This window comes from Thalassospiraceae bacterium LMO-SO8, from assembly GCA_031655335.1.
Taxonomy (GTDB): domain Bacteria; phylum Pseudomonadota; class Alphaproteobacteria; order Rhodospirillales; family Casp-alpha2; genus UBA1479.
Map to the genome: position 1 here is coordinate 2,473,852 of CP134226.1, position 19,329 is coordinate 2,493,180.

Annotated in this window: 17 protein-coding genes; 13 read left to right on the forward strand and 4 right to left on the reverse strand. The window is 63.8% G+C overall.

The window, feature by feature from the left end:
* Positions 1-30: 30 nt before the first annotated feature.
* Together RJ527_11850 and RJ527_11855 are read left to right on the forward strand one after the other, a co-directional pair.
* Positions 31-891 carry an ABC transporter ATP-binding protein gene (locus RJ527_11850; protein ID WND74734.1) on the forward strand — a complete coding sequence of 287 codons (861 nt, stop codon included), beginning with the start codon at positions 31-33 and terminating at the stop codon, positions 889-891.
* A gap of 47 nt (positions 892-938) precedes the next feature.
* Positions 939-1,874, forward strand: a complete 936-nt coding sequence (locus RJ527_11855) for an ATP-binding cassette domain-containing protein (GenBank protein WND74735.1) — start codon at positions 939-941, stop codon at positions 1,872-1,874.
* Between the two features lie 39 nt (positions 1,875-1,913).
* Here RJ527_11855 and RJ527_11860 read toward each other — a convergent pair whose 3' ends face one another.
* Positions 1,914-2,318, reverse strand: coding sequence for a response regulator (locus RJ527_11860; protein ID WND74736.1), 405 nt, complete (start codon positions 2,316-2,318; stop codon positions 1,914-1,916).
* Between the two features lie 208 nt (positions 2,319-2,526).
* The gene (locus RJ527_11865) at positions 2,527-7,656 is read right to left on the reverse strand and encodes a PAS domain S-box protein (GenBank protein WND74737.1); all 5,130 of its coding nucleotides are present in this window, start codon (positions 7,654-7,656) and stop codon (positions 2,527-2,529) included.
* Between the two features lie 280 nt (positions 7,657-7,936).
* Here RJ527_11865 and phnC point away from each other — a divergent pair, with 280 nt between their 5' ends.
* From phnC to RJ527_11885, 4 genes are all read left to right on the forward strand, one after another.
* A complete protein-coding gene (gene phnC / locus RJ527_11870; protein ID WND74738.1) occupies positions 7,937-8,803 on the forward strand; it encodes a phosphonate ABC transporter ATP-binding protein in 867 nt (288 codons plus the stop codon).
* 73 nt (positions 8,804-8,876) lie between these two features.
* Positions 8,877-9,899, forward strand: coding sequence for a phosphonate ABC transporter substrate-binding protein (gene phnD, locus RJ527_11875; protein ID WND74739.1), 1,023 nt, complete (start codon positions 8,877-8,879; stop codon positions 9,897-9,899).
* An 85-nt stretch (positions 9,900-9,984) separates the two neighbouring features.
* A complete protein-coding gene (phnE, locus tag RJ527_11880; GenBank protein WND74740.1) occupies positions 9,985-10,800 on the forward strand; it encodes a phosphonate ABC transporter, permease protein PhnE in 816 nt (271 codons plus the stop codon).
* Positions 10,801-10,968: 168 nt separating this feature from the next.
* Positions 10,969-11,301, forward strand: coding sequence for a methyl-accepting chemotaxis protein (locus RJ527_11885; protein WND74741.1), 333 nt, complete (start codon positions 10,969-10,971; stop codon positions 11,299-11,301).
* Between the two features lie 78 nt (positions 11,302-11,379).
* Here the strand turns inward: RJ527_11885 and RJ527_11890 are convergent, their stop codons facing one another.
* A complete protein-coding gene (locus RJ527_11890) occupies positions 11,380-12,519 on the reverse strand; it encodes an alpha-D-ribose 1-methylphosphonate 5-triphosphate diphosphatase (protein ID WND74742.1) in 1,140 nt (379 codons plus the stop codon).
* A gap of 168 nt (positions 12,520-12,687) precedes the next feature.
* Positions 12,688-13,425 carry a phosphonate metabolism transcriptional regulator PhnF gene (gene phnF / locus RJ527_11895; protein WND74743.1) on the reverse strand — a complete coding sequence of 246 codons (738 nt, stop codon included), beginning with the start codon at positions 13,423-13,425 and terminating at the stop codon, positions 12,688-12,690.
* A 204-nt stretch (positions 13,426-13,629) separates the two neighbouring features.
* Between phnF and phnG the strand changes: the two genes are divergently transcribed.
* The 7 genes from phnG to RJ527_11930 are packed head-to-tail and all read left to right on the forward strand — an operon-like array spanning position 13,630 to position 18,963.
* Positions 13,630-14,133, forward strand: coding sequence for a phosphonate C-P lyase system protein PhnG (gene phnG, locus RJ527_11900; GenBank protein ID WND74744.1), 504 nt, complete (start codon positions 13,630-13,632; stop codon positions 14,131-14,133).
* A complete protein-coding gene (gene phnH, locus RJ527_11905; protein WND74745.1) occupies positions 14,130-14,759 on the forward strand; it encodes a phosphonate C-P lyase system protein PhnH in 630 nt (209 codons plus the stop codon). Before phnG ends, phnH begins: the two co-directional genes overlap by 4 nt.
* A 4-nt stretch (positions 14,760-14,763) precedes the next feature.
* Entirely contained in the window at positions 14,764-15,861 is a 1,098-nt protein-coding gene (locus RJ527_11910; protein ID WND74746.1) for a carbon-phosphorus lyase complex subunit PhnI, read from the forward strand.
* Complete coding sequence (locus RJ527_11915) at positions 15,858-16,730, forward strand: alpha-D-ribose 1-methylphosphonate 5-phosphate C-P-lyase PhnJ (GenBank protein WND74747.1); 873 nt, start codon at positions 15,858-15,860, stop codon at positions 16,728-16,730. The genes RJ527_11910 and RJ527_11915 overlap by 4 nt, the downstream gene beginning before the upstream one ends.
* Positions 16,727-17,521 carry a phosphonate C-P lyase system protein PhnK gene (phnK, locus tag RJ527_11920; GenBank protein ID WND74748.1) on the forward strand — a complete coding sequence of 265 codons (795 nt, stop codon included), beginning with the start codon at positions 16,727-16,729 and terminating at the stop codon, positions 17,519-17,521. Before RJ527_11915 ends, phnK begins: the two co-directional genes overlap by 4 nt.
* Positions 17,518-18,216, forward strand: a complete 699-nt coding sequence (gene phnL / locus RJ527_11925; protein ID WND74749.1) for a phosphonate C-P lyase system protein PhnL — start codon at positions 17,518-17,520, stop codon at positions 18,214-18,216. The genes phnK and phnL overlap by 4 nt, the downstream gene beginning before the upstream one ends.
* A gap of 21 nt (positions 18,217-18,237) precedes the next feature.
* Positions 18,238-18,963, forward strand: coding sequence for a DUF1045 domain-containing protein (locus tag RJ527_11930; protein WND74750.1), 726 nt, complete (start codon positions 18,238-18,240; stop codon positions 18,961-18,963).
* Positions 18,964-19,329: the final 366 nt, after the last annotated feature.

The window sequence follows — 19,329 nt, forward strand, 5'->3', positions numbered from 1 at the left end:
CCCCCACCCGATATTGAAAAGAGGCAAGACATGGCCGACACGCCATTGGTTGAATTCGACGACCTGCATGTGACCTTTCCCACAAGCGGCAAGCCCGTGGAGGCCGTGCGCGGCGTTTCCTACACCATCATGCCCGGCGAAACCGTGGGCGTGGTCGGCGAGTCCGGGTCGGGAAAGTCGGTCACCGCCATGTCGTTGTTGCGTTTGAACGAGATGATCGGCGCTTACGTGCCCAAGGGTCGTATCCGGTTCAACAGCCGCGACCACGGCCGCATCGATCTGGCCAAGGCCGAAAGCACAGTGGTGCAGGGTATCCGCGGCAAGGAAATCTCGATGATCTTCCAGGAGCCCATGACCTGCCTGAACCCGGTGCTCAGCCTGCGCACGCAGCTGACGGAACCCTTGTTCCAGCACCAGAACCTCGACCCGGCCGAGGCCGAGGAAAAGATCGTCCGCCTTCTCACCCGGGTGCGCATTCCCGATCCCCTGGGCAAGCTGGCGCAGTACCCGCATCATCTTTCCGGCGGCATGCGCCAGCGCGTGATGATCGCCATGGCCCTGGCTTGCGAGCCGGCGTTACTGATCGCGGACGAGCCGACGACGGCCCTCGACGTGACGATCCAGGCGCAGATCCTGGATCTGATCAAGGACATCCAGGAAGAGTTCGGCATGTCCGTCATGTTCATCACCCACGATATGGCGGTGATCGCGGAAATGGCCGACCGGGTGGTCGTCATGTATCAGGGCCAGGTGGTCGAACAGGGTCCGGTGGACCAGATCTTCCACGCCCCCCAGCATCCCTATACGCGCAAGCTGATCAACGCGGTGCCCCGCATCGGCAGCATGACCGGCAAATCCGCGCCGGAAAAATTTCCCGCCATCGCCGGCTGACCCCGGCCCCATACCAAGAAACCTAAAAGCGATTGGGTGCAGACAGCATGAACCAGATATCTAACGCGGACTTCCTTTTGGAAGTCGATAACCTGACGACCTATTTCGACATCAAGGAAGGGCTCGTGCGGCGGTCCATCGCCCGCGTCCATGCGGTCGAGGGCGTGTCCTTCAAGGTCAGGGCAGGGGAAACCCTGAGCATCGTCGGCGAAAGCGGCTGCGGCAAGACGACCACGGGCCGCACCATCATCGGTTTGGAAACGGCGACCTCGGGCGACGTCGTTTTTCAGGGGCAATCCATGGCGTCGCACCGGGGCGGCGACCGGCGGGATTTCTACACCAAGGTCCAGATGATCTTTCAGGACCCTTATTCGTCGCTCAACCCGCGCATGTCCGTGCGCGACATCCTGGCCGAGCCGCTTAGCGTTCATAATCTCGTGCCGAGGGCCGGGATCGATGCGCGGGTCGCCGACCTGCTGCGCAAGGTCAACCTGCCCGCCGACTTCGCGTCACGCTATCCCCACGAATTTTCCGGCGGCCAGCGTCAGCGCATCTCCATCGCCCGGGCGTTGGCCATGGACCCCAAATTGATCATCTGCGACGAGGCCGTGTCCGCCCTCGACGTCACCATCAAGGCCCAGGTCATCAACCTTCTGATGGATTTGCAAAGCGAACTGGGCCTGTCCTATCTGTTCATCAGCCATGACATGGCGGTGGTGGAACGGATCAGCCATCGGGTCGCCGTCATGTACCTGGGGCAGATCGTCGAAATCGGCAGCCGCGAGGACATCTTTGAAGACCCCCGGCATCCCTATACGAAAAAGCTGCTGTCCGCCGTGCCGGTGGCCGACCCCAGATTGCGCCGCAAGGAACGCAAGCTGATGGTCGATGAAATCCCCAGCCCCGTAAAACCGATAGGCTACAAACCGGAACTGGTTGTCTTCGATGAGGTGTCGCCGGGCCACATGGTGGCTAGGACGTAAGGCAGATCATGCGGGCGAAGCCGTGGCCCGAGCGCGGCGTCAGGCCGCGCGGCTGTGAATTGATTGTTCGATACGTTCACGCAGCAGATTGACCGTGGCGGGCTTGGTCACAAAGCCGTCGGCGCCGAGGCTTCGGGCCTGGGCCACCAATTCGTGGCGGCCATGGCTGGTCAGGAAGATCACCGGCGTGTCGCGGATGGTCCTGTCCGTGCTGTCGCGCAGTTCCTTGAGGAACGTCAGGCCGTCCATGGGCCGCATCTCGATGTCGCACAGCACGACATGAGGTCGAACGTCGGTCATCGCATGCAGGCCGGCCTGACCGTCGGCGGCGGTTTCGATCCGACCGAAGCCGATCTGTTCCATCATCTTACAGACGATGTTCACCACGAACTCCTGGTCGTCGATGATCAACGCGGTCATGTCGGCGAAAGCTGTGTCGCTCAAGACCTTATGCCTCCGGGTATACTTGCTGCGGTTGCGTCACTCTTGCTGAGCGTGTGTCCGTGCCGGTACGGCCAAGTGAAACAAGTTTGAAATGTAGAATCTTATTAATGGTAACACGGCTGCTGTTTGTGGCAATGGCGTTTCGGCCAGGGAAATAACCATAAGTAATAATTCATATAAATAATCCCTGCTTCCAAGACCGGCGGGATCAGGAAATGGAGCGGCGGTCATGCCCGGCCACAGCTTGGGAGACGACGGCGAGTTCGGGTTCGATGTGCCGGGAATATTCCGCCGCGCGGGAGGTATCGCCGGCGCATAGGAACAGTTCGATCTGTTCGCACAAATTGGCGAAGCGCACCGCGCCGGCAAGGCGTGAGGTGCCCTTGGCCGCGTGCGCGGCTTCGCGGGCACGGACGAAATCCATGTCTTCGAAAGCATCCAGCATGTCATCGACCAGCCGGCGCGCATTGCGAATGTAATCTTCAAGCAAGGGGGCGACCATGGTCTCGTCACCACCGACGGCGTCATGGATGTAGCGCAGGTCCAGGATCGCGTCATCGCCGAAGGATCCGCCGTGCGGGGTGGCGTGATCATCGGCCACGGCGGGCCGTCTCAGTTGCGCCGCCTTGGGCAGCCAGCGTTGGATCAGTTCGTTCAAGGTCGCGCGGTCGACGGGTTTGGGCAGGTAATCATCCATCCCGGCGGCGCGGCATCGCTCCTTGGTGCCGATCAGGGCATCGGCGGTCAGGGCGATGATCGGCATATGCGGCCGGTCGCTGGCGCGTTCCAGCGTGCGGACCTTTTCCGCAAGCTCGTAACCATCCATTTCGGGCATGTGGCAGTCGGTGATCAGCATGCCGTAGGATTTCCGGCGGATGCGGGTCCAGGCGTCGCTGCCGTTGCTTGCCGTTTCGACGGCGATACCCAGGCGCTCCAGCATCATGCAGATGACCTTGCAATTGACCGGATTGTCCTCGGCGAACAAGACAAGAGCCCCCTCGGCACGGGCGGTCTCCGCGTCCGGAGTGACGTAAAGCGGCAGCGCCGCAGTGTCCGCGATCCGGCGCACCGGGGTGCCGATCCCCGGCAGGTTAAGCCCCAATGCCATGGCTGCCGCGTTCCAGATCATCGCGCGTTGAACGGGTTTCGGCACGAACATGTATTGTCCGATAAGGTGGTCCGGGTCGATGGACAGGATGTCGCTTCGCGGCATGAGAACGATCGTTCGCGGCGATATCGGGTCGCCCGCCTTTTCGCGCGCGGCGACGAATCGATTAACCCCTTCGGCGCCGCGATGGTGATCGACAATCAGAAGGTCGAACTGATCGCCCAGCATCTTGCCGCCGGACACCATGCGGTTCAGCGCGCGAAGGCTGGGAATGATGTCGGTACGCGCACCCAGGTGGCGCAGGTAGGCGCTGATGTATTCGGCGGTGCCCGGGTCGCCGGCCAGAATTCCGATACGGTGACCGGCGAACGGGCGGACGATAATGGCGGTCGGATCGCGGTTCGGCACCATGGAAATGCGGAACCAGAAGGTGGCGCCGCCTTCCTTGCGGCTGTCGGCGCCGATTTCGCCGCCCAGCATGTCGACCAGCGCCTGGCAGATTGACAGACCCAGCCCCGTTCCGCCGAACCGCCGCACGGTCGAACTGTCGCCTTGTTCGAAAGGCTGGAACAGCTTGCGTTTGTTCTCTTCGGAAATACCGATGCCCGTGTCGTGGACGCGGAACACGAACCAGGAACCACCATCGTCCGCCGTTTCCATGCGCACGTCGATATCGATGCGGCCGTTGTCCGTAAACTTGACCGCGTTGCCGACGAGATTGAGAAGGATCTGGCGCAGCCGGGTTGGGTCGCCGATCAATTCGTCCGGTATGACCGGATCGACGAACACGCCGAGACGGTTGCGCTTTTCCTCGGCCCGGGGCGCCATAAGGTCGGCGACGCCCTCGACCAGATCGCTGAGCCTGAAAGGGCCGAGATCCAGTTCCAGGCGGCCGGCCTCGATCTTCGAAAAATCGAGGATATCGTCGATGATGCTCATCAGCGTGCGGCATGAATCCTGGATGATGGTGAGCATGCCGCGTTGGGTGCTGTTGAGGGCCGTGTCGTGCAGCATTTCCGCGACGCCCATGATGCCGTTCATGGGGGTGCGAATTTCATGGCTCATGTTGGCGAGGAAAATGGACTTTGCCTTGTTGGCGCTTTCCGCCGTGTCGCGGGCTTCGCGCAGGCGTTCCTCGAACTGAACGTTTTCGGTGATATCCACGTGGATGCCGACGATACCGCCGTCGGGCAGCCATCCGCGCCGGGTTTCGACCGTTCGCCCGTTCTTGAGGTGGCGGCGAATGATGAGGTTCCCCGGTTTTCGAATGCCGGCGATATGCTGCTCGACGATCTCGTCCGGCGTGCCTTGGTCTCCGTAATCGCCGCGTTCGGCAAGGAAGCGAAGGGCACTTTCAAGGTCGCTGCCTTCTTGCACCAAGTCCGGGGGAAACCCAAACAGGTTGATGTAATGGTCATTGTAGGCCACGAACCGGAGGTCCGAATCCAACACGACAATCCCGTTGTTCATGGCGCGTACGGCCGTATCGAACAATTCGGTCTTCTGCTTCAAATCCGCTTCGATGGTTTTCAGTTCGGTGATGTCCGTGGCGGTAACCGTGATCCCGCCGTCGGACGTGCGGCTCTCGCGCAACAGAAACCAGCGACCGTCCGTGAACTCGCGGATGATCGGCGGGCCCGGATTACGGTGTTCCGATATGCGCTGGGCGACAAATTCCTCGTCACGTCCCCGGGCGTCGGCAATGCCGGGCAGGCTGGCGCGCAGGACATCCTCGAACGTCCCTCCTCGTTCGAGTATTTCCTCGGCATTGGGATGGGTGTCGGCATAGCGCGAGTTCATCAGGACAAGACGGTCGTCGGCGTCGAAAAGGGCGAACCCTTCTTGCAGGCTTTCCAGGGCGCCGCGCAGTCTGGTCTCGCTCTCCTGCACCGCCAGTTCGGCGCGCCGGCGTTCCTCGACCTCGCGGGTCAGTTCCTGGGTGCGCTCCTCGACCCGCTTTTCCAGATCGTCACGGGCCTGACGCAGGGCGTTTTCCGTCCGCAGCCGCTCGCTGATGTCGCGGGAGTAGGCAAAGATGTATTCGTGACCGTCATGGTCGATGAAGGTCGAGGTGGTTTCGACGGGAAAGACCGTGCCGTCCTTGCGGCGGTGCTCGCCGAACGACACGCGGTGACCGTGGACCTTCAGATAATCCCAGCGTTCCCGCCATTTGCTGCCGGCGCGGGCCGGATTGATGTCGGACACGGTCATGGTCAACATCTCTTCGCGGCCATAGCCGAGAGCACGGCAGGACGCATCGTTGACGTAGATGAACCGTCCGTCCCGGTCGACGGCGAAGAAGGGGTCGTTGGCCTCCTGCATCGCCGATTCCAGAAGATAGAGCTGCTGCATCGCGTTGCGGCTTTTGGTCACGTCGAACAGCACGGTGCAGACCGCCGGCCCGTCGCCCCAGTCGATCAGGAACGATCGGTTGTTCAGCCAGACCTCGGTCCCGTCCTTGCGGATGCCCCGGTAGATATAGTCGCTTGGCGCGTTCTGGCCCTGCATGCGGGCCAGATCATAGCCGCGGATGCGGGCGACTTCCTCGGGCGCCAGGGTGATTTCCAGGCTGCCTTGCTGCAGGAATTCGTTATGGCTTTCGAAGCCGAAGATGTGAAGGAACGCGGGGTTGACGTAAAGCGGATAAAACCCGCGGTGAACGACGATCCCCTGGTTGGCCTCTTCGGTCAGGGTGCGGAACCGGCGTTCGCTTTCGATCAGCGCCTGTTCACGGGCCAGACGGCGGGAAATGTCCTGGGCGAAGGCGAACAGGAATTCCTCGCCGGCGTACTCCATGACCGTCGCCCGCACTTCGACCGGCACGGCGGAACCGTCCTTGCGCCGATGGCGGGTGTCGAAGCGGATCTGGCCGCCGCGTTTCAGTTCTTCCCAGAAGGTGTCCCAATCCTTGTCCGGCGGCGGGCCGTCGCTGAAATCGGCAAACGACATGCGCAGCAGTTCCTTCTGGGTATAGCCCAGGTGCCTGCAAGTGGCGTCGTTGACATACAGAATGCGTTGGTCGCGGCGCAGCCAGAACAGGGACTCGCCCGAGTGGGACAGGGAAAATTCCGTGAACTTCAGGGTTTCCTGCGCCGCTTCCTTGTCGGCGATTTCCCGTTGCAGTTCGTAAGTCCGCTCTTCGACCCGTTGTTCAAGCTCCGACTGGTGGCGTTCCAGGGCCTGCTCGAAGGCCGCCCGCTCGGTCAGAAGGTCGTTGATCTCGCGGCTGACCAGCGCGAATTCGTCCTGGCCGCTGGCCGGGATCGTCTTGGTCAGGTCGCCGGAGGCGCGAATGTCCAAAAGTTCGCGCTTCAGATTGGCAAAAGGATGCACGATCAACCGGCGCATCAGGAAAAGGATCACGGCGATGACGACCAATGACGCCAGAATTGCCATGATGCTTGCGGTGCGCACCGTGTCGGCGCCCAGCCCATGGATGGTCGACCACGCGGTGATGGAGTAAAGCGCGGCCGGGTATCCGAATAGGTCGCGTTGCACCAGAAGCGCGTTCCATGACCCGTCGGCCGATCGCTCGATGACCGGCTCATCCAGGGCGAGAATGTGGTTGACCGTCTCGCGTTGACCGGAGGACAGCCCCTGGGTGATCGGTGTCATTTCCAGGGCGTTGTTCATCTGCCCGGAAATACGCGACACCGCCGCCTTGTCCATCAGGCGCCCGATGATCACCGTGCCCGCCGCGGGCGGCGCGCCACGTTTGCCCAACAGCGGGGCGGCGGTCGTTAAAATCGGACCGTTATCCGTGGCGATGGTGCCGCGGATATGACCGACGCCCCGGTTATGGGCGAGCAGCGGATGGTCTTCGGGGAACTCGCTGTATTCCAGATTGTCCACATGGATGGCGCCGCCTGTCTGGCGGTTGCGGAAACGGCTTAACACCACCCGGCCGTGGCGGTCGACGACGATCACCATGTCGAGGGCGAGGGTGTCGAGAACGCTGTTCGACAGTTTCTGCTCGGCAAAGGCGGGGACGCCGGTCTGGGCAAACTCGGCAAGGTCGTCCCATTGCGCCCAGTTCGACGCGACGGGGTCCAGGCTTTTTACTTCGTCATCGACGATCGCCATGGTGCGCCCGATCTCGCGCCGGGTTTCTTGATTTTCAAGTTTGCGGAAACCTTCGAGAACGACACGGTCGAGCACGACCAAGTCGCCGAGCAATAACCCGCCCAGCACCACCACCAGAACAGTAATTATCTTGGTCTGGATCGACATTTTAGCGGCCTCTGAACCTTCTCCCTTCGGCCGGCCGCCGCTTCTGCGATGGCTTGCGACATTTTGGCATGAATTGGTGGAAGATCACAAACGCCGTGGGCGGCGGCGGTCACCAAACCGTCATAAATCCGCAAGAATTGGGTCACCGGCGGCCCCTTAGATACATACCAGATACGCACCGCTTGTCGTGCGGGCGCCCCCATTGTCGCGGCCCGGCGGGCTGACCCGCCTTGGCCGGCATTGGCAACCGCAGATCACAGTCGCAAAGACAGGGATGACCATGACGTTTGTAACCAAGCCCGCGATCCGTGTTCACAATCTATCGAAAACCTTCCGCAAGGGGTTCCAGATCACCCGGGCGCTCGACAACGTCAGCCTGACCATCGACGCCGGAGAAATGGTCGCCTTGATCGGCGCCTCGGGCTCGGGAAAGTCGACCCTGATGCGTCATATCTCGGGCCTCATGCTTGCGGACCGTGCCGGCGACGGCATGATCGAAGTGCTGGGGTATCCGGTTCAGGAAAACGGCCGTTTGGCGCGCGGGGTGCGCGCCGTGCGGGGCCGTGTCGGTGTTATCTTTCAGCAATTTAATCTGGTCGACCGGCTGTCCCTTCTGACAAATGTCGTGCTTGGCGTGCTGGGCCAGATCCCGGCCTGGCGCGGTTGGTTCGGCCTGTTTACCCGTGAGGAAAGGCTGCGCGCCCTGGAAGCGCTCCGGCGTGTCGGCATCGATCAATATGCGACGCAGCGCGCATCGACCTTGTCCGGCGGTCAGCAGCAGCGCGCCGCCATCGCCCGCGCCCTGGTCCAGCGGGCGGAGATCGTGTTGGCCGACGAACCCATCGCATCCCTCGATCCGGAATCGGCGCGCCGCGTGATGGAGAATTTGGCCCGCATCAACCGCGAGGACGGCATCACGGTCGTCGTGTCGCTGCATCAGGTCGATTTCGCGACCCGCTATTGCGCGCGCACGGTGGCGCTGCGCGACGGCGTGGTCGTCTATGACGGGCCCAGCGAAGCCCTGACCCATGATTTCCTGCGTGAACTTTACGGCGCCGCCGGGGAGGAGTTGATCCTGCCGGGTCCCATCACGGCCGGTCCCCGGCGAACGGCTGCCGCCCTACAGTTGCGCCCGGCTTCCGTGTAAGCGGCAGCGTCTTTCGTTTGTCCCGTCCAATCCCGCATTCCATACGTCCACTCAACTCAGGAGGAAGTCGAAAATGTTTAAAAAGGCCATGATCGCCGGCATCGCGCTGGCGGCCTTTGCTACGGTTCACGTTGCGTCGATCGGCGCGGCCCGGGCCGACATGCCGAACCCGCTGACCTTCGGCATCATTTCCACGGAATCGTCACAGGGTCTGAAGAAAAGCTTCACCCCGTTCCTGGAAGACATGGGCAAGCAGCTTGGCGTCGAGGTGAAGGCGTTCTTCGCATCCGATTACGCCGGGGTGATCGAGGCCATGCGTTTCAAGAAAGTCGACGTTGCCTGGTTCGGCAACAAATCGGCCATGGAAGCCGTCGACCGCGCCGACGGCGAAGTCTTCGTGCAGACGGTCGACGTCACCGGCAACCCGGGGTACTGGTCGCTGCTGCTGACGCAGAAGGATAACGACAAGCTCAACAAGCTTGAGGACGTCCTGAAGTGCGACAAGTCGCTGACCTTCGGCAACGGCGATCCGAATTCCACGTCCGGGTTCCTGGTGCCCAGCTTCTACGTGTTCGCCAAGAACGATGTCGATCCCAAGAAGTGCTACAAGTCGGTGCGCAACGCCAGCCACGAAACCAATGCGCTGTCCGTGGCCAACGGCCAGGTGGATTTCGCCACCAACAACACGGAATCCCTGTCGCGGCTGCAGAAGAACCACCCCGATGCCTATGCCAAGATCAAGGCGATCTGGAAATCTCCCCTGATCCCCAATGACCCCATCGTGTGGCGGTCCGACCTGGACAAGGGCACCAAGAGCCTCATCAAGGGCTTCTTCCTGTCCTACGGCCGTCTTGGGCCGAACGCCGAGGCGGAACGCAAGATCCTGTCCGGCGTCAGCTCGGGCTGGGCGCCCTTCGAGGATTCGTCGAACGCGCAGCTTTATCCGATCCGCCAACTTCAGCTGTTCAAGGACAAGCGCAAGCTGGCCGGTGACGAGCGCATGGACGCGGCCGAGAAGGCCAAGAAGATCGCCGAAATCGACCGCAAGCTCGATGTGCTGAAGGTTCTCAGCGAAAACCAGCTGGCCCTGCGTTAGGCCCGGCCTTTTCAGGGCGCCGCGTCCATCCCGGGCGCGGCGCCCCCCTTATTTCCCTCAACCCGCCTACAGGAACCGACGTCCCATGACCGTGATCGACAACACCGGCGCCGCCGCCCAACCGCTGACGTTGCCAGCAAGGGACGTCAAGCGTTCGACCATGAACATGCTGGGCTGGATGGTCGTCCTGGCGATCCTGGCCTGGGCCTGGGAAGGGTCGGAGATGAACCCCCTGGCCCTGGTCCAGTACGCCGACAACATGGCCGAGTTCGCCTCCGGGTTCTTTCCCCCGAACTTCCATGAATGGCCGACCATGCTGCGCGAGATGCTGATCACCGTGCAGGTCGCCATCTGGGGCACGGTGCTCGCGGTCGTCTGCTCGGTGCCTTTGGGCATTCTGTCGTCCCAGAACTTGGTGCCCTGGTGGGTCTACCAGCCGACACGCCGGCTCATGGACGCGGCCCGCGCCATCAATGAATTCGTGTTCGCCATGCTGTTTGTGGTCGCCGTTGGTCTGGGCCCCTTCGCGGGCGTCCTGGCCTTGTGGGTCCATACCACGGGCGTCCTGGCCAAGTTGTTCTCCGAAGCGGTCGAGGCCATCGACCCCAACCCGGTCGAAGGCATCCGTGCCACCGGCGCCGATGCCATTCACGAGGTCATCTTCGGCGTTATTCCGCAGGTCTTGCCGCTCTGGATTTCCTTCTCGCTTTATCGGTTCGAGAGCAATCTGCGCTCGGCGACGGTGATCGGTATTGTCGGCGCCGGCGGCATCGGCATGGTGCTGTGGGAATTCATCCGCGGGTTCTACTACGCGGAGACCGCGGCGGTAATGCTCATCATCATCGGCACGGTGACCCTGCTCGACATCGTTTCCCAGATCCTGCGCCAGCGTTTTACGTGATCTCTCATGCGGGGTGACCGCCTTGTGCATGCCCCCCATTACCCGCTTGGCCGGTTCGTGCGAATCGGCTACGGTTCCGGCCTGGGCCTCTTGGGGGGGCTGCCGCGCGGCCTGCGGGCCGGGCGGACATTCGATCGAGGACACAACAACAATGCGTAGGACGCAGGTATGAGCACCGAAGTTGCCACCGCCGCTGGGACGGCCGTGACAGGCGATGACCGCAACGCGGAAATTCGCGACGAAATCTCCAGCCTTCAAACGGAAATCGCCCAGGTCGGGAAGGTCGCCGAACAGATCGACGCCATCGCCAAGCAGACCAACCTGCTGGCTTTGAACGCGACCATCGAGGCCGCCCGTGCCGGCGATGCCGGCAAGGGTTTCGCCGTCGTCGCGGGCGAGGTCAAGAACCTGTCGGCGCAGACCGCGCGGGCGACCGCCGAAGTCGGCGAGGTTCTGGAAAACCTCCGCCGCCGCGTCGACCATCTGGCCAGCCTTCTCTAAAGCGAATTATCGGTTGCCCGATGCCCACCTGCTCAAAGCCGGGCGGGTGGCGTCGGCCGTTCTTGCCGGGGTGTCGGCTTAGGCGACCTGACGGCCGTGCCGCCATACCCCCATGATCGCCGGCAGGTCCCGGTAGGACTTCACCCGGACCAGATCGGCGGACTTGCCGGGGGCGATCTCGCCGCGGTCGGTCAGGCCGACCATGGCGGCAGGTTCGGCCGTCACCATGGCGACGGCGTCGGGCAGGGCGATCCCGTGGTCTTCGACCAGGATGAAGACCGAATGGATCATGGAAATCGGCACGTAGTCGGACGCCAAACCGTCCAATAGACCGGCCTCGGCCAACGCCGCGGCGGCGACGTTGCCCGAATGCGATCCGCCCTTCACGATATTGGGGCTGCCCATGATCGTTTTCATGCCGTGGGCATGGGCGGCGCGGGCGGCGTCCAGGGTGGTCGGAAATTCTGAAATCAGGATGCCTTCCTGGTGGCCCTGGGCCACGTGTTCGGCCGTGGTGTCGTCGTGGCTGGCCAGCGGAATGCCGCGCGCGCGGCATTCCTCGATGACCGCCTGGCGGTTCTGGGCGCTGTAGTTCTTCTGCCGTTCGATCAGGCCGTCGATCTGGGCGTCCAGTTCCGCCGAGGTGTAGACGCGGCTGTATACCTTTTTCCACTTGTCCAGGTCGCGCCATTGGCGCTGGCCCGGAGTGTGATCCATGACCGACACCAGGGCGACCAGGGGATGGTCGATGATGTCGGCAAGTTCGTTCATCACCGTGTCGGAGGCGACCTCGGCACGGATGTGCAGACGGTGATCGGCCTTCATCAGGTCGTCGGCGATCGAGTTCGTGAGGACGTCCTTGGCCAGTTCCAAAGCTCCCTGGCGGCCCGGTTTTCCCAGGTGCATGTCGCCGACGACCAGGGAATCGAAGACCGTCGTGACGCCGGCGGTGGCCAGCATGCGGTCGTGAACCTGAAAGGCCGCCAAACCCGGCCATCTCACGCCGGGGCGCGGTTCCAGGTGTTTTTCCAGATTGTCCGTGTGGATGTCGACCAGGCCGGGGATCAGGTAGTCGCCCTCGCAATCGACGGCATGGGGCAGGCCGCTGCGTCCCTCATCGACGTCGCGGATCACGCCGCCCGTGACCCGCAGCGTGCCGGTGAAGGCGCGTTCGCGGGTAACCACCGTGGCATTGGTGAAAATCAGTTCCGAAGCCATGGAACGACTATTTACCACGATGTTCATCATCCCGCGCACCTCTGTTCGTCGGCGGCATTGGGGCCGCCCGCCGGTATCGTTCCGATCCTCTTAGAGGCGGGGCGTGTCCGGACGGTGACCCTGGGATGACGTATGGATGACAGCGCGTCCCGCGGGGACCGGAAGGTCTCAGGTCGAGGGTTCGAACAGCAACTGCACGCGGTCGCCGGCGAACCGGGTCAGGCCGTATTCGATGGGCTTGCCGTCCGTGTCCACGTTGATGCTTTCGGCGACCAGTACCGGCCGGTTGGGCGGCTGGCTGAGAAGCTGAATCTCGTCGGCATCGGGCATGCGGGTGGTGACGCGGGTGATCTTGCGGAAGAAGTCGGTGACGCCGAACTGGGCAAGAACCTTGGAAATCGACCGTGATTCCTCGAACCCCTCGATCATGCTGGGGAAGCGCGTGGCGCAAAAATAATGGTCGGCGACGCTGATCGGCCGGCCGTCGGCCTCCCCGATCGTGCGGATCAGGGACACCAGCGCCCCTTCCTCAAGATCGAGGGCTTCGGCGACATCACCCGTGGCCTTGACCCGTTCGCTCAGCACGACCCATCCGCCGGGCTGGCGGCGCTGGGCCATGATGTTTTCCGTGAACCGGGTGCGGCGGCGCACGGGGTAGTCGATGACGTGCTCATGAACGAAGGTGCCGCGGCCCTGTTCAATGCGGATCAGGCCTTCCTGCTCCAACGCCTTCATGGCGCGGCGCACGGTATGGCGGTTGACGTTGAAGCGTTCGGCCAGATCGTGTTCCGTCGGCAGGCGGGACCCGGGTGCGATCATGCCGCTGGCGATGTCGTCGGAAATCTGTTCCTCGATCTGGCGCCACAGGGATACGCCCGATCCGCGTTTCACTCTCGTTGGGTCCATGACTTGGCCTCATTCCGTCCCATGATGATCCGCCGCCGGCGTGTCATCGAATCGTCACGACTTGCCGATTTACTTGCCGGGCAGGTCGGGTCATATTATCACGAAAGAAATAGACGTCTAGACAAATATTCAGTTTGTCTACTCATGCGACAAGGGCCGGCGCAGGTTCTGTGGCGCACAAGATCGGCGGAGATCTGAACGAAAATGAACCGTTTTTCCAAGCCCGAGGCCTCTGGCGAGATGACCGGCCCCGATGGCCGCGCGGAATGGATGGGCCTGCTGGCGCGCGCATCCGAAGCCGACCTGGAAGCCGCCTGGCGGGCGCAGGCGCCGGAACTGGCGGCCGTGGGATACGACGTCTTGCGGGCGCCGCAACAGGGCTTGGCGATGGTGCGGGGACGTGCTGGTGGTGACGGTCAGACCTTTAACCTGGGCGAAATGACGGTCACCCGCTGTTCCCTGCGCCTGGACGACGGCACTGTCGGGCATGGCTATGTCGCCGGCCGCTCGGCCCGGCATGCGGAACTGGCGGCCCTGTTCGACGGCCTGTTGCAGACGGACGTCTGGGCGGACCGGATCAGGGAACGTGTCATCGCGCCGCTGCGGGCATCGCGGGCCATGGCGCGGGCACGCACGGCGGCAAAGACCGCCGCGACCAGGGTCGAATTCTTCACCCTGGTCCGCGAACAAGCGGCGGGCCCCGAATGACCGCCCCGGCAAACATGGCGGCCGGCGGCCTGGCCGCCGGGCTTCCCGATCCCGTGCATGACGCGCAGGGGGTGTTCCGGGACGTCCTGCGCGCGATGTCACGACCGGGCGAGGTGCGGGAGACGGCGGTTCAAATCGATCCGCCGTTCCCCCTGACACCGGCGGCGGCGGCGGTGTGCCTGGCACTTTTGGATTTCGAAACGCCGTTGTGGATCGACGGCGGTGGCCGGGACACGGACGCGGCGGCGGCGTTTCTTGCCTTCCACACGGGTGCTCCCCGCGCGGCCGGCCCTGATCAGGCTGATTTCGTCCTGATCGCCGACGGACTGACCCTGCCCGCGCTCGACGGGTTTCGCCAAGGCACGGACGAGGCGCCGGAAAATTCGGCGACCCTAATCGTTCAAGTCGCGGACCTGGCGGCCGGGTTGCCCGGCGGCGAGGGCGTGTGGCGGCTCACCGGCCCCGGCATCGACGGCGATGCCGGGCTCCGCATCGCGGGCCTGCCCGAAGGGATCGTCGAACAGTTGGGCCGCAACGCGGACCGCTTTCCCCGTGGCGTCGATCTGATCCTTTGCGGGGGTCGGCGGATCGCGGCCCTGCCGCGCACGACGCGGGTGGAGGGCTGAGGCCATGTACGTCGCGGTCAAGGGCGGGGAAAAGGCCATCGACAATGCCCATGCGCTGCTGGCCGAGGAACGGCGCGGCGATCCGGGCGTGCCCGAGCTGACGCTGGACCAGATCAAGCAACAGATGTCGCTCGCCGTCGACCGGGTGATGGGCGAGGGCTCTCTCTACGATCCTGATCTGGCGGCGCTGGCCATCAAGCAGGCGCAGGGCGATCTGGTCGAGGCGGTGTTTCTTCTGCGCGCCTTCCGCACCACCTTGCCGCGTCTGGCCGTCACCACGCCGGTCGACACGGCGGCGATGACGGTCCGGCGGCGAATCTCGGCGACCTTCAAGGACCTGCCGGGCGGCCAGGTGCTGGGCCCGACCTACGACTACACCCACCGCCTGCTCGACTTCGCCCTGGCGGCGGGGGGCGAGGTGCCGCCCGCGCCCGAAGGCGAGCCGACGGCGATGGCGGACGCCATGCCCCGGGTCACGGATATTCTCGCCCATCAAGGCCTGATCGAACCGGATGCGGGGGACGGCGGGGACGACGGCAAGGTCGCCGACCTGACCCGCGAGCCGCTCGCCTTTCCCGCCGGGCGCGACCTGCGCCTGCAAAATCTGGCCCGCGCCGATGAGGGGTTTCTCCTGGCCTTGGGGTATTCGACGCAGCGCGGCTATGGCCGCACTCATCCGTTCGCCGGGGAAATCCGCATGGGCGAGGTCGCGGTCGAGATCGTGCCCGAGGAACTGGGCTTCGCGGTCGAGATCGGCGACATCACCGTCACGGAATGTCAGATGATCAATCAGTTCGCGGGCTCGGCGACGGAGCCGCCTCAGTTCACCCGAGGCTACGGCCTGGTGTTCGGCCGGTCCGAGCGCAAGGCCATGTCCATGGCCCTGGTCGACCGCAGCCTGCGCGCCCGCGAACTGGGCGAAGAGATCGAGGCTCCGGCCCAGGACGAGGAATTCGTGCTCTACCATTCCGACAACGTGGAGGCCCAGGGTTTCGTGCAGCACCTGAAGCTGCCCCATTACGTGGATTTCCAGAGCGAGCTGGTCCTGGTCCGCGCCCTCAGGCGCGAGGCCGAGGCCCGGCGCAACGAGGCCGCCGAATGACCCAGGCGCAGACATCGATTGAGGGCGGTTACAACTTCGCCTATCTGGACGAACAGACCAAACGCATGATCCGCCGCGCGATCCTCAAGGCCGTGGCGATTCCGGGCCATCAGGTGCCTTTCGGGTCGCGCGAAATGCCGCTGCCCTACGGTTGGGGCACCGGCGGTATTCAGGTCACGGCCTCGATCATCGGGCTGGCGGACGTATTGAAGGTGATCGACCAGGGGGCCGACGACACCACCAACGCCGTGTCCATCCGCCGTTTCTTCGCGCGTACGGCGGGGGTCGCCACGACCGAGGCGACGGCGGACGCCACGATCATCCAAACCCGCCACCGCATACCCGAAACGGTGCTCAGCGGCGACCAGATCATCGTCTATCAGGTGCCGATCCCGGAACCCTTGCGCTGGCTCGAGCCGCGCGAGGCCGAAACCCGCAAGATGCACGGGCTTGCCGATTACGGCGTCATGCATGTGAAGTTGTACGAGGACATCGCCACCTATGGCCATATCGAGACGTCCTACGATTACCCGGTACTGGTCAACGGCCGCTACCTGACCGCGCCGTCGCCGATTCCCAAGTTCGACAACCCCAAGATGCACGAAATGGCCGCCTTGCAGTTGTTCGGCGCCGGGCGGGAAAAGCGCATCTATGCGATCCCGCCCTATACCCGGGTCGAAAGCCTGGATTTCGAGGACCATCCTTTCGCGGTCCAGACATGGGAGGCCCGTTGCGCCATCTGCGGCGCCGGGGACAGTTTCCTCGACGAGGTCATCACCGACGATCACGGCGGGTCCATGTTCGTCTGTTCCGACACGGATCATTGCGGACGCCGCGTCGCCGACGGTCACCGGGGAGACGGCGAATGACGGACGCCGCCGCCTTTCAGGACGCCCCGCTGCTCAGCGCGCGGGAGATCACCCATTCCTACGGCGAGCGCATCGGCTGCCGCGACGTTACCTTCGACCTGTGGCCGGGCGAGGTGTTGGGCGTGGTCGGCGAAAGCGGATCCGGGAAGACGACGCTGTTGAACTGCCTGTCGGCGCAGATGATGCCGTCGTCGGGCAGTCTGACATACCGCCTGCGCGGGGGGGATCAGGCGGCTGTCTATGCCTTGACCGAGGCCGAGCGCCGCATGCTCATGCGCACGGACTGGGGCTTCGTGCATCAGAACCCGCGCGATGGCCTGCGCATGGGGGTCAGCGCCGGCGCCAACGTGGGCGAACGCCTGATGGCCGTGGGGGCGCGCCACTACGGCGCCATCCGCGCGCAGGTCACGGATTGGCTCGGCCGGGTGGAAATGGATATGGATCGCATCGACGACCTGCCGTCACGGTTTTCCGGCGGCATGCAGCAACGCGTTCAGATCGCGCGCAATCTGGTGTCGGGGCCACGCCTTGTGTTCATGGACGAACCCACGGGCGGGCTTGACGTTTCGGTGCAGGCGCGCCTGCTCGACCTGCTGCGCGGCCTGACCAACGACCTGGGCTTGTCCGCGGTGATCGTCACCCACGACCTGGCCGTGGCGCGCCTGTTGTCGCACCGCCTGATGGTCATGCGCCGGGGCGAGGTGGTGGAGCAGGGCCTGACCGATCAGGTTCTGGACGATCCGCAGCATGCTTATACCCAGCTTCTCGTATCCTCGGTGTTGCAGACATGAGCACGCTGGTGATCCGCATCGAGGGTCTGTCCAAGTCCTTTGTCCTGCACAATCAGGGCGGGGTCGAACTGCCCGTGTTCCGGAATATCGGCCTGGAGGTCTTCGCCGGCGAATGCCTGGCCCTGCACGGGCCGTCGGGCACGGGAAAAAGTTCGCTGATCCGCCTGATCTACGGCAACTATCTGTGCCCCCAGGGGCGCATCCTGGTCCGCCACGACGGACGCGTCACGGATGTCGCCCACGCCCAGCCGCATGAGATTCTCGAGCTGCGGCGCCGCACCATGGGTTACGTCAGTCAGTTTCTACGCGTCATTCCCCGGGTGCCGGCCTTGCAGGTGGTGGCCGAGCCGCTGCGCGCCCAGGGGATCGATGCGGCGGCGGCCGAGCAGGCGGCGGGCGCCATGCTGGCCCGCTTCAACATTCCCGAACGCCTGTGGCATTTGGCGCCGGCGACGTTTTCCGGCGGCGAGCAGCAGCGCGTCAACCTGGCCCGCGGTTTCATCGCCGACTACCCGATTCTGCTGGTCGACGAGCCGACGGCGTCTCTCGACAAGGCCAATCGCGACGTGGTGGTCGATGTGATCCGTCAAGCGACGGCGCGCGGTGCGGCGGTGGTCGGTATTTTCCATGACGCGCAGATGCGAGACGCCGTGGCGACCCGCGTCCTCGCCCTTGCCCCCGCCGGGGCGGCCTAGGTGTCCGGCGCCGGCGGCCCCATGAGCCAAACCGCGGAACGCTACGCTGTCTACTTCGTCCCCGGCCCGGATACGAGCCTATGGCAGACGGGCTGTCGTTGGCTTGGGCGGAATCCGGATGGAACCACGGGGGACGCGCCCCTGCCGCCGCAAGCGGCCGATGCGGGCATTTCCACAGAGGAGTGGGCGGAAGTGACGGCCGAGCCCCGGCGCTATGGTTTCCACGCGACCCTGAAGCCGCCCTTCCATCTGGCCGAGGGCTGCGACCTCGCGGACCTGGACGGGGCGCTGGCGCGTTTCGCCGCCGGGCGCGGGGCCTTTCGGACGACGGCGTTGTCGGTCACGCATCTTGCCGGATTTATCGCCCTTTGCCCCTCCGGGCCGGCGGCGGATCTGGCGGCCCTGGAGGCCCTGGCGGCCGATTGCCTGCGGGCCTTTGAGCCGTTCCGGCGCCCATCGGACGCGGCAACCCTGGCGCGGCGGCGGGCGCGGGGGCTCACGCCCCGGCAGGATGCTCTGCTGGAAACCTGGGGCTATCCCTTCGTGCTGGAGGAATTCCGCTTTCACATGACCTTGACGGGACGCCTTTCGGACGAGGCGGCGGCCCGCTATCTGCCGTTGCTGGACGGACTGTTCGCGGCGGCCTTGGCGGCCCCGCTTGCCGTGGACGGCGTCGCCCTGTTCCGCGAGCCGGCGCCCGGCGCCCCTTTCGAAACCGTCCGTCGATATCTTTTTTCCGCGCGGTAATGCGGGTCGGCTGAACGGCTGCTATATCGCGGAAACGTAATTTATTTTCAGATAATTAGGCCGGTTTCACCCGTGTGCTTCGAGGCCGTCGCAAGGCCCCCTGGGTGGCTTTCGAAGGGTGGTTATTCAAATGAGTCTCAAAAAAAACCATTGATCTTTCCTGGAGGGAATGATCTTATTTTGCCCGTGGTATACCAAATGCCAAAGAGCTCAAAAGAGCCAAAGCAGGGTGTATTGCAACGTTTGGGAAAACATCGACCAAGTGAATTGACAGGACCGTCTGATCCGACCGCCGGACAAAAACAATACAGGCGCAAGGGGAAGACATTTAACCGCCGTTCGACTTTGGCCTATACTGTGGCCGAG

What these genes read in the sequence shown, in the direction of transcription:
- RJ527_11850 (WND74734.1), top strand. Translation starts at nt 31, where the DNA reads ATGGCCGACACGCCATTGGTTGAATTCGACGACCTGCATGTGACCTTT.
- RJ527_11855 (WND74735.1), top strand. Translation starts at nt 939, where the DNA reads ATGAACCAGATATCTAACGCGGACTTCCTTTTGGAAGTCGATAACCTG.
- RJ527_11865 (WND74737.1), bottom strand. Translation starts at nt 7,656, where the DNA reads ATGTCGATCCAGACCAAGATAATTACTGTTCTGGTGGTGGTGCTGGGC.
- phnC (WND74738.1), top strand. Translation starts at nt 7,937, where the DNA reads ATGACGTTTGTAACCAAGCCCGCGATCCGTGTTCACAATCTATCGAAA.
- phnD (WND74739.1), top strand. Translation starts at nt 8,877, where the DNA reads ATGTTTAAAAAGGCCATGATCGCCGGCATCGCGCTGGCGGCCTTTGCT.
- phnE (WND74740.1), top strand. Translation starts at nt 9,985, where the DNA reads ATGACCGTGATCGACAACACCGGCGCCGCCGCCCAACCGCTGACGTTG.
- RJ527_11885 (WND74741.1), top strand. Translation starts at nt 10,969, where the DNA reads ATGAGCACCGAAGTTGCCACCGCCGCTGGGACGGCCGTGACAGGCGAT.
- RJ527_11890 (WND74742.1), bottom strand. Translation starts at nt 12,519, where the DNA reads ATGGCTTCGGAACTGATTTTCACCAATGCCACGGTGGTTACCCGCGAA.
- phnF (WND74743.1), bottom strand. Translation starts at nt 13,425, where the DNA reads ATGGACCCAACGAGAGTGAAACGCGGATCGGGCGTATCCCTGTGGCGC.
- phnG (WND74744.1), top strand. Translation starts at nt 13,630, where the DNA reads ATGAACCGTTTTTCCAAGCCCGAGGCCTCTGGCGAGATGACCGGCCCC.
- phnH (WND74745.1), top strand. Translation starts at nt 14,130, where the DNA reads ATGACCGCCCCGGCAAACATGGCGGCCGGCGGCCTGGCCGCCGGGCTT.
- RJ527_11910 (WND74746.1), top strand. Translation starts at nt 14,764, where the DNA reads ATGTACGTCGCGGTCAAGGGCGGGGAAAAGGCCATCGACAATGCCCAT.
- RJ527_11915 (WND74747.1), top strand. Translation starts at nt 15,858, where the DNA reads ATGACCCAGGCGCAGACATCGATTGAGGGCGGTTACAACTTCGCCTAT.
- phnK (WND74748.1), top strand. Translation starts at nt 16,727, where the DNA reads ATGACGGACGCCGCCGCCTTTCAGGACGCCCCGCTGCTCAGCGCGCGG.
- phnL (WND74749.1), top strand. Translation starts at nt 17,518, where the DNA reads ATGAGCACGCTGGTGATCCGCATCGAGGGTCTGTCCAAGTCCTTTGTC.
- RJ527_11930 (WND74750.1), top strand. Translation starts at nt 18,238, where the DNA reads ATGAGCCAAACCGCGGAACGCTACGCTGTCTACTTCGTCCCCGGCCCG.